The sequence below is a fragment of the Bacteroides sp. AM54-2NS genome (assembly GCF_003602935.1).
Taxonomy (GTDB): Bacteria; Bacteroidota; Bacteroidia; order Bacteroidales; family Bacteroidaceae; genus Bacteroides; species Bacteroides xylanisolvens.
The window spans coordinates 236,906-247,441 of the sequence record NZ_QTMZ01000003.1 but is presented as its reverse complement, the minus strand read 5'-3'; the positions used below and the strand labels follow the sequence as shown (position 1 = coordinate 247,441).

Here is a 10,536-nt window from a genome sequence, read left to right as displayed (position 1 = left end):
TTGAAGATGGTTTCTTGTTCTAAATTATATCCAATAATTATTGACTATAATAATATATTCATTAGCAAACGATAATCTAAGAAAAGAAAAAACTCCAGATGAAAAAAAATGCATTATTTTATTACTGTATATTTTAAAATATGCAGGGGTAGATTCAAATATCCTCCAAAATCGCAGAGAATATGATTGATAAATATTCATATTGGATGGTTATATGCTTTTTCTGTATCAAAGAGATTGTGTAATTACATCTAATTATGCAAAAAGAGGTATTTATCATTTATCTGACGCTAAAATGAAAGAACCTCAAATACCGGATTTTAATAGCTATTAGAGGCTGTCAGGTTTATAAATTAGCTTTTAATCCTTTCCTTTTAAAGAAAGCAAGGGCTTCTCTACGACCAATGACTCGTTCCTTTTAAAGGAACGCTTTATTCCTTTAAATGGGACGAGTAATAATATTCGTAATTATGATGTATCTTTAGATTATATATATGCGTTTTCGGAACTTATATTGCATATTCTTTCATTTAATTATACACACTTTCTTCTATTAGAGAAAATTATACCTTCCATTTCTATAACCAAGTCTTAAAAACAGAACACTTTCGTTTAGTTTTTGTGCTTATTATTATTTTTTTGATGAGGCAGTTTTCTCAAGATCACGCACCACTGTAATATCCATTATATTCGCATATACCTGCGTGGTCTTTACACTTTTATGTCCTAACAGTTTTTGTACAGTAGTTATATTGGCACCATTATATAATAATAAGGTAGCATTTGTATGACGGGCGGTGTGAAACGATACACGTTTATCAATTTTAGCCAAGCCTGCCAATATGTTTAATTCCTTATTAATATTAGAATTGTCTTTCAACTTGAAAAAACTATTGAGGTCATCTTTATAGCGTTGCAATATCTGGATTCCTTTACCCTCAAATAATAAATATAAAGGAAGGCGTACCTCCATACCTGTTTTGACAGATTTGTATATTATCCAAGTCTCCTGATGGAACTCAACAATATTTGCAGAGGTCAGATTAGTGAAATCAGAATATCGTAATCCAGCATAACAGCAAAATAAAAAAGCATCTTTTGTTTTTTGCAGTCTCGTATATCTTCCAGTCAGCTGCAAATTCTCAAATTTGTGTAACTCTTCCGGAGCTAAGTGTGTATGGCTTCCTTCTATACTTTTAATTTTATATTTTCTAAAGGCATACTTCTGTATATCCATATACTCCTTATTTATTGCAACATTAATATATCGTTTCAGATGCTTCATGTGCTTAGCAATAGTATTAAGGTGATAACCTTTAGATTGCAGGTAATTATCAAATGAAGACACAAACTCAAATGTCAAATCAGTAAATAATACCTCTTTCTTGAACTCCTGAAGTAATTCAAGCGTGGAAAGGTGATTTTGACGGGTACTTTCTTTCAAAGAAGAATTGGCTATCTCCTCTTTAAAAAAAGTTAAAAACGACCTTCCATTGCTTAGAGGTTTATCAATAGAATTTTTTAATAAATCTAACGATATGGACTTTCCCTGTTGCCATAGTCCAAGTTCTGTTTGCTCAATAGCTGCTATATTTTCATATAACATACGATTCAAAACATTCGCATTAGGATGATTCTTCACCATCTTTCGTTTGGCATCCCACTGTTCCGGTTTGAGATATATTTTGGTGGAGAAATACATCTTTTTCCTGTTCAGATAGGCTTCTACCTGAACTAATGCCATTCCTCTTTTATTCAATCTCTTCTTTCTGTTAAACACAAGGTTGTAACTGATCTTTTCCATACTTTCATTTTTTAATTAATAATAGAACAAATTAGACGTAATTCTGTGCTATATCAGAGGCGAATAAGCATTAATATCTCTAAAAAATAAATCTTCAAATCACTTGGTATTCACAAAACTTTAAATTAAATGCCACTTTTTTATTCGCTTTTTCACGAAAAAAGCAAAAAGAATGGCTTTTAAAGGTGTTTTATGACTAAAAACGAGTAAAAGAAATATTAAAAGAGGCATTTTGCTTATGCAAAGTGTCAATTGCTGTTTTAGCAATCAAAGCTTTTGGTTGAAAAAAATATGCTTATCGGCATAAATACAGCTTGTAAAATAACAAAATGTTATATTTGCAACCTTTTTTTATTAATATAATTGCTAGTTTCAGTTTTATTAATATATTTGCAAATTGTTAGAGTAAAGATACAAATAATGTAAAGTTAAACTTTAAGAGAGAATTTATGAAAAGAAAATTAATGCTGTTATTGGCATGCCTTTTTGTGGGCATAGGCCTAGTAACTGCCCAGACTCAAAAGGTCACAGGCGTTGTGATTTCTGAAGAAGACGGGCAGCCAGTTGTTGGCGCTTCTGTGTTGGTAAAAGGTACCACTCTGGGTACAATCACAGATGTAGATGGTAATTTTAATTTGTCGAATGTACCAAGTTCTGCAAAGACTTTGCAGATTTCGTATATTGGTATGCAGACGCAAGAAGTGGTGATCAAACCAACTTTAAAAGTTGTGCTAAAGTCTGATTCCCAAAATCTAGATGAGGTTGTAGTGACAGCTATGGGGATTAAGCGATCGGAAAAATCCCTAGGTTATGCCGTATCTAGTGTGAAGGGAGATGAAATAACTAAAGCACGTGAAAGTAATGTACTTAATTCATTGTCTGGTAAGATTGCGGGACTGCAAATAGCCCAATCATCTGGTACGGTAGGTGGTAGTTCAAGTATACAGATTCGTGGAGCTTCGTCTATTGGTACCGTTTCTTCTCCTTTATTTATTATTGACGGGCTTCCAATTGACAATGGTTCCTATAACCCTGACAGAACTAATGGTATAGTTGATGTCGGTAATCGTGCAGGGGATATTAATTCAGATGATATTGAATCTATCAATGTATTGAAGGGAGCAGCTGCAACAGCATTGTATGGAGCGCGTGCAAAGGATGGTGCTATCGTTATTACTACTAAGAAGGGAAAGAAGAACTCACCGGTGTTTGTAACAGTAAACTCTTCTACACGATTTGAAAATGTACTAAAGTTACCTGACTTTCAAAATGAATATGCACAAGGCAGTTATGGTGTATATAATGTGAAAATGTTGAATGGTTGGGGACCGAAGATCTCATCGGTACAAGATCAGCAGTTTACAGATTACAAAGGTGATAAAGTGACTTTGAAGGCAAATCCTGATAATGTAAAGGATTTCTATGAAACGGGAATGAGTTATATTAATAATGTATCAGTTGCGGGGGGTGGTGAAAAGGCGGACTTCCGTTTGAGCTTTACTTCTACTAATCAGACTGGTGTTGTACCTGGATCTGACTATAATAAATACGCTTTTTCTGTCAATGCGGGTATGAATTTTACTAAGAACTTCACAGGTCGTATTTCTGCTCAATATATACGTTCCGACTCTGAAGGTCGTCCAGCGCAAGGTGCAAATGATAGTAACCTACTGATTCCATTGATTAATGGATTGCCGAGAACTATTGATATACATGATATTCAAAAGAATTGGGTGGATGAGAATGGAAAGCAAATCACATTAGATCCGGAAGGTAAAAGTAATAATCCATATTGGATTATTAATAAGAATAAGTTTACCAATAATTTAGATCGTATGATTGGTAATATCACATTGACTTATAAACCGATTGAAGGACTGACTATCACCAATAATGCCGGAACAGATTTTTACACAGAAGGAAGGCGTAAGGTATATGCAAAAGGTACTGTAGGAGCCTTGAACGGAAAGTTCCAGACTTGGAATTTGTATAAAAGAATTATAAATAATGACTTAATGGTTTCTTACGAGAAGACTTTTGCAAATGACTATCATTTTAAGGTAATGATGGGGCATAATCTCTATCAGGAGGAATGGAAGAATGAAAATGTGCAGGCGCAGAATCTGGTTGTTGATGGGCTATACACATATACTAATGCGAAGTCTACTACTCCGGTAAATTATTATGAAAAGAAACGTCTTGTTGGTTTATATGGAGATATTAGTTTGGGATACAAAGATATGCTTTTCGTAAATGTAACAGGACGTAATGACTGGTCGTCTACTCTACCGATCAATAATCGTTCCTATTTCTATCCTTCCATAAGTGGTAGTTTTATTTTTACGGAGTTGATGGAAAACAAAGATATTCTGAATTTTGGTAAGGTTCGTTTGAGTTATGCTAATGTGGGTAGTGATGAAGATCCGTACAATTTGGCATTTAAATATACTCCCGCTAGTACTTACTTTTTGCAATATCTGGGTAATGTTAACACTTTCCCCCATATGGGATTAGTTGGCTTTACGGGACCTCGTGTCTTACCAAATGAGAATTTGAAGCCGCAAAATCAAAGTTCTTTTGAAGTTGGAGCTGATTTGCGTTTCTTCGGTGGAAAAATTAGGTTAGATATGACTTATTATAGCAATATTACAAAGAATCAGATTGTAAGTATTGATGTCCCATTGTCAACAGGCTACTTTGCCAATAATATTAATGCCGGGAAGATTGCCAATAAAGGTGTTGAAGTAACTTTGGGGTTGACTCCTGTGGAAACACGTGATTTTAAATGGGACCTGGATGCAACATTTGCTTCAAATAAGCAGACAGTGGAGGAGTTAGCTGAAGGACTTGATGAATATACGTTAACGAGTGGACTGAGCGGTTTACAAATTAAGGCTGCTAAAGGAGATTCGTTTGGCTTGTATGGCACGGGTTGGAAACGTGATGACCAAGGAAATTATGTGATTAATTCTAAAACAGGTTTGAGAGAAACTGTTAATAACGTGCGTTTAGGAGATGTATATCCTGATTTTACGATGGGAATCAACAATACATTTACTTATAAGGGAGTTACCTTGAGTTTCTTGATTGATATCCGTCATGGAGGTTCTTTGTATTCAGAGACTGTAGCTAATTTAAGAAGTAGCGGTTTGGCTGCTGAAACAATAGCTCACCGTGAAGATGCTTCCTTTATTGAGCCGGGTGTAATCCTTCAGGATGATGGAACATATAGACCTAATGATGTTCCTGTGAAAAGTATGCAGGATTATTGGCAGCATATATCCAATTCTAGTAATAATGAAGGGAATATCTATAATGCATCATTTGTAAAACTCAGAGAGGTACAGTTGTCTTATAGCTTCCCACGCAAATGGTTCAAGAGCTTTTTTGTTAAATCATTGGATTTAGGTTTTGAGGCACGTAACTTATGGATTATTAAAGATCATGTGCCACATATTGATCCGGAAGCTAACTTCTTCGGTCCTTCTCAGATTGGGGGTGGTGTAGAGTTTAACAGCATACCTTCTACCAGAAGTTTTGGATTTAATGTCAGATTAACATTGTAAGATTTAAACGAATATGATAATGAAAAAGAAAATATTAACATACGCATTGAGCGCTTTGGCATGTTTAACTTCATGTAGCGATTGGCTCGATATTAACCATGATCCCAATACTGCCGAGAAAGTTGATCCCGGGTATTTGTTTAACTATGTAGCTGTAAACTGGGCTGGAACACGCACTGGTGGTGACTTTTATATTCCTTTATCTATGAGTTCGCAGTGTCAAGTTGATGGTGGACTTGATTACGGTGGCTGGGATGAATCTGTATATACTATTTCTCCTTATAGTACAGGGAATGTCTGGAAACATTATTATTCTGTAGGTGGCAATAATTTGATGTTAGCTATTAAAAATGCAGAAGAGTCAGAACCGGTGAATCACAATGCTATTGCGCAGTGTAAGATTCTTTTGGCTGAGCATATGTATGAGGCAACGATGTTGTGGGGAGATATTCCTTTCACAGAATCCTGGAACGGAACAATTAAATATCCGAAATTTGATTCTCAGGAAAGTGTATTGAATGGTGTTTTGTCATTACTTGATGAGGCATTACAGCTTATAGATCTGAATGATGCTAATGCAATTGATGAGTACGATATCTATTACAAAGGTGATATGAACAAATGGATGACTTTGGCAAAGTCTTTAAAATTCAGAACATTGATGGTTATGGTAGATAAAGACCCTTCTAAGGCTGCTGCTATTGGTACGTTGCTGCAGGCTGGAGGAATGGTTGCATCAGCAGCGGACAATTTGGTATTTCCTTACTCTACAGATCCGGGTAACCAGAACCCTAAATATGAACTTATAGAATTGGTTGGGGGGACACAAATATTGTTCTTTGCCAGCAATTATATGTTGAAACCGATGCAAGAACGTAATGATCCCCGTATTCCCTGTTATTTTGAACCGGGTGCGGATGGTGTATACCGGGGGTTGGGTAATAGAGAGGCTGCAAAGACGGATGATGAAGAAAATCTACTGTCATCTGTTGTAAGCAACTACCTTTTCAGAAGAGACGCTCCGGAATTGATTTATTCTTGTCAAGAACAGCTACTTTTGGAAGCAGAAGCTTATGCGCGCGGATTAGGAGTTGCTCAAAATCTGTCGAAAGCTAATGAACTGTACCTGAAAGGAATTCGTGAAGCATGTGCTTTTTATGGAGTTGCGGAATCCGATATTGATACATATGTTACAGGTTTACCGGAATTGACAACGATGACCCAGGAAAAAGCTCTGTATGAGATTCATATGCAGCAATGGATTGATTTGATGGATCGTCCGTTTGAGGAGTTTGTACAATGGAGGCGATCTGGTACTGCCGGAAACGAGGTCCCGACATTGCAAGTCCCGGAAGATGCAACTTCAAAAGAATTGATCAGAAGATGGGAATATAGTCCTGAAGAAATGACAGCTAATATTAATGCACCGAAAGAATCTCCGAAAATCTGGGAAAAACTATGGTTTGATTTATAATTGAATTACCATAAATGATACGAAAAAGAGGACAATAAAACATTGTCCTCTTTTTTTTTGTTATATTTGCGCCCACATTATTATATATAATAGAAGTAAAGAATGAAAGAATTTGTAATATCCGAAGCCAAAGTAGAAACAGCAGTGCTTGTAGGACTCATCACACAGACGCAGGATGAGCGTAAAACAAACGAGTATCTGGATGAACTGGCTTTCCTTGCCGAGACGGCTGGGGCGGAAGTTGTGAAACGATTTACACAGAAGTTGCCGACGGCTAACTCTGTGACTTATGTTGGAAAAGGAAAGTTGGAAGAAATCAGACAATATATCCATGACGAAGAGGAAGCAGAACGTGAAGTAGGAATGGTCATCTTTGATGATGAGCTTTCTGCGAAACAGATTCGTAATATTGAAGCTGAACTGAAAGTGAAGATACTGGACCGTACTTCACTGATTCTTGATATATTTGCCATGCGTGCGCAGACAGCCAATGCGAAGACACAGGTAGAACTGGCACAGTATAAATATATGTTGCCGCGTTTGCAGCGGCTTTGGACTCACTTGGAACGCCAGGGAGGTGGTTCCGGTGCCGGTGGTGGCAAAGGTTCCGTGGGACTTCGTGGTCCGGGTGAAACACAGCTTGAGATGGACCGCCGTATCATCCTGAACCGTATGTCATTGCTGAAAGAACGTCTGGCGGAGATTGACAAGCAGAAAGCTACCCAACGCAAGAATCGCGGACGCATGATACGTGTTGCACTGGTTGGTTATACCAATGTGGGAAAATCAACCATGATGAATCTTCTCTCCAAGAGTGAAGTGTTTGCGGAAAACAAACTGTTCGCTACTTTAGACACTACTGTGCGCAAAGTGATTATCGATAATCTACCGTTCCTGTTGTCAGATACAGTAGGGTTTATTCGCAAGTTACCTACCGACTTGGTAGAATCTTTTAAATCTACCCTGGATGAGGTACGTGAAGCAGATTTGCTTGTGCACGTAGTCGATATTTCCCACCCCGGATTTGAGGAACAGATTGAGGTGGTGAACAAGACCCTGGCAGAGATTGGAGGCAGTGGCAAACCTATGATACTTGTATTTAATAAAATAGACGCTTACACCTACGTGGAGAAAGCGCCGGACGACCTTACCCCCCGAACAAAGGAAAACTTAACACTCGAAGAACTGATGAAGACGTGGATGGCAAAAATGGAGGATAACTGCCTCTTTATTTCCGCCCGCGAACGAATCAATATAGACGAACTGAAAAATGTAGTTTATCAGCGAGTGAAAGAATTACACGTTCAGAAATATCCCTATAACGATTTTCTTTATCAGACCTACGAAGAAGAGGAAGAATAATCAATATGCTAATGTGCTGATGTGCCAATTGGTTGCGCATACTGCATCAGAATTGGCACATTGGCATATGGGCACATTAACACATTATTAAGATGAAAGACTATCGTAGATTGACTGAAGATGAGATACTTCAGTTGAAGAGCCAGTCATGTCTGGCCGATGATTGGGGAAATGTATCAGTGGCAGAGGGTTTTAATTGTGAGTACGTCCATCATACCCGTTTCTCGGGTGAAGTAAAACTGGGGGTATTCGAAGCTGAATTTACATTGCCGGGGGGAATCAAGAAACATTCGGGATTACGTCATGTGACGTTGCACAATGTGTCGGTGGGCGATAACTGCTGTATTGAGAATATACAGAACTATATTGCTAATTATGAGATTGGCAGTGACACCTTCATTGAGAATGTAGATATTATTTTAGTGGATAGGTTAAGCACTTTTGGTAATGGGGTAGAAGTGGCTGTCTTGAATGAAACAGGAGGCCGTGAGGTGTTGATGAACGATAAATTGTCTGCGCACCAGGCATATATTCTTGCACTGTACCGCCATCGTCCCGAGCTGATAAACCGTATGAAATCTATTGCGGATTATTATTCCAATAAACATGCTTCTGCTGTCGGCAGTATTGGCAATCATGTGATGATTCTCAATACGGGCTCGATCAAGAATGTCCGGATTGGTGATTACTGCCATATCTGTGGGACCTGCCGCTTATCCAATGGCAGCGTCAATAGTAATGTGACGGCACCTGTACATATCGGACATGGTGTAATCTGTGATGACTTTATCATCTCTTCCGGCTCTAAAGTGGATGACGGCACGATGTTGACTCGTTGTTTCGTCGGACAATCCTGTAAACTGGGACACAATTATTCCGCTTCCGATTCTTTATTCTTCAGTAATTGTCAGGGAGAGAACGGTGAGGCATGTGCTATTTTTGCAGGTCCTTTCACTGTGACACACCATAAATCTACTTTATTGATTGCCGGTATGTTCTCGTTTATGAATGCGGGTTCGGGGTCCAATCAGAGTAATCACATGTATAAGTTAGGTCCTATCCATCAGGGAACGATGGAGAGAGGAGCGAAGACCACTTCCGATTCATATATCCTGTGGCCGGCACGTGTCGGGGCTTTCTCTTTGGTAATGGGACGTCATGTTAATCATGCCGATACTTCCAATCTTCCTTTCTCTTACCTGATAGAGCAGCGGAATACCACTTATCTGGTTCCGGGAGTTAATTTGAGAAGTGTAGGTACTATCCGTGACGCACAGAAATGGCCAAAGCGTGATAAGCGAAAAGATCCGAACCGGCTGGATTATATCAATTATAACCTGCTGAGTCCTTATACCATTCAGAAGATGTTTAAAGGACGTTCCATTTTGAAAGAATTGAAACGTGTATCCGGTGAAACTTCAGAGATCTACTCCTACCAGAGTGCTAAAATCAAGAACTCTTCTCTGAATAACGGAATTCGTTTTTATGAAATCGCCATTCACAAGTTCTTGGGAAACTCCATCATAAAACGATTGGAGGGTATTAATTTCCAGACCAATGAAGAAATCCGTCAGCGACTGAAACCTGACACGGAAATCGGACTTGGCGAATGGGTGGATGTTTCCGGACTGATTGCTCCCAAGAGTGAAATCGACCGATTGTTGGATGGTATTGAGAATGGAACAGTCAATCGTTTGAAATCCATCAATGCAAGTTTCGCGGAAATGCACGAGAATTATTATACCTATGAATGGACATGGGCTTATCATAAGATTCAGGAATTCTATGGCTTAGATCCGGAAACGATTACGGCACAAGATATCATCGGTATTGTGAAAGCGTGGCAGCAAGCTGTTGTCGGATTGGATAAGATGGTATATGAGGATGCCAAGAAAGAATTTTCGTTGTCTTCCATGACCGGATTTGGTGCTGACGGCTCCCACGACGAAATGAAGCAGGATTTTGAGCAAGTACGCGGTGATTTCGAAAGTAATACCTTTGTGACTGCCGTCTTGAAACATATTGAAGATAAAACAGCTCTTGGAAACGAGTTAATCAAACGGATTGAAGCAATCGAATCATAATAGGAGTGGCAGATGGCGAACTGTGGATGATAAACAGGATATGATAAATAGCAAACTGTAAATAAAATAGTGAGTGGTGAACGGCAGATGTCAATGAATGGCATAGCTTGTTTACCGCTCGTTGTTTATTGTTTATGATTGTCTTTTGCTGTTCCTGCTTTTCTCCGTTATTCATTCTTAATTCTTCATTCATCATTCGCCATTCTTCATTCTTAATTACTACCTTTGCCACACTAACTAACATTA

6 protein-coding genes are annotated in these 10,536 nt (G+C 38.3%); 4 read left to right on the top strand and 2 right to left on the bottom strand.

What is annotated here, in order from left to right; all coding sequences use genetic code 11:
* Window positions 1-631 precede the first annotated feature (631 nt).
* Window positions 632-1,804 (bottom strand): site-specific integrase, encoded by a 1,173-nt coding sequence (locus DXA05_RS03460; protein ID WP_004326266.1) that lies wholly within the window; start codon window positions 1,802-1,804, stop codon window positions 632-634.
* Window positions 1,805-2,253: 449 nt separating this feature from the next.
* Here DXA05_RS03460 and DXA05_RS03455 point away from each other — a divergent pair, with 449 nt between their 5' ends.
* The 4 genes from DXA05_RS03455 (at window position 2,254) to DXA05_RS03440 (ending at window position 10,290) form a co-directional block, all read left to right on the top strand.
* A complete protein-coding gene (locus DXA05_RS03455; protein WP_004299186.1) occupies window positions 2,254-5,370 on the top strand; it encodes a SusC/RagA family TonB-linked outer membrane protein in 3,117 nt (1,038 codons plus the stop codon).
* Between the two features lie 13 nt (window positions 5,371-5,383).
* Window positions 5,384-6,844: a SusD/RagB family nutrient-binding outer membrane lipoprotein gene (locus tag DXA05_RS03450; RefSeq protein WP_004299187.1), complete on the top strand. Its 1,461-nt coding sequence runs from the start codon at window positions 5,384-5,386 to the stop codon at window positions 6,842-6,844.
* Window positions 6,845-6,946: 102 nt separating this feature from the next.
* Window positions 6,947-8,206 carry a GTPase HflX gene (gene hflX, locus DXA05_RS03445; RefSeq protein ID WP_004299188.1) on the top strand — a complete coding sequence of 420 codons (1,260 nt, stop codon included), beginning with the start codon at window positions 6,947-6,949 and terminating at the stop codon, window positions 8,204-8,206.
* A 92-nt stretch (window positions 8,207-8,298) separates the two neighbouring features.
* Entirely contained in the window at window positions 8,299-10,290 is a 1,992-nt protein-coding gene (locus DXA05_RS03440; protein WP_008777231.1) for a DUF4954 family protein, read from the top strand.
* On the opposite strand, the gene DXA05_RS03435 is transcribed toward DXA05_RS03440, so the two are convergent.
* Window positions 10,262-10,522, bottom strand: coding sequence for a hypothetical protein (locus DXA05_RS03435; RefSeq protein ID WP_225449858.1), 261 nt, complete (start codon window positions 10,520-10,522; stop codon window positions 10,262-10,264). The genes DXA05_RS03440 and DXA05_RS03435 overlap by 29 nt on opposite strands.
* Window positions 10,523-10,536: the final 14 nt, after the last annotated feature.

Excerpts from the sequence above, each read along its gene's own strand:
- DXA05_RS03460 (WP_004326266.1), bottom strand. The coding sequence starts at position 1,804 with ATGGAAAAGATCAGTTACAACCTTGTGTTTAACAGAAAGAAGAGATTG.
- DXA05_RS03455 (WP_004299186.1), top strand. The coding sequence starts at position 2,254 with ATGAAAAGAAAATTAATGCTGTTATTGGCATGCCTTTTTGTGGGCATA.
- DXA05_RS03450 (WP_004299187.1), top strand. The coding sequence starts at position 5,384 with ATGATAATGAAAAAGAAAATATTAACATACGCATTGAGCGCTTTGGCA.
- hflX (WP_004299188.1), top strand. The coding sequence starts at position 6,947 with ATGAAAGAATTTGTAATATCCGAAGCCAAAGTAGAAACAGCAGTGCTT.
- DXA05_RS03440 (WP_008777231.1), top strand. The coding sequence starts at position 8,299 with ATGAAAGACTATCGTAGATTGACTGAAGATGAGATACTTCAGTTGAAG.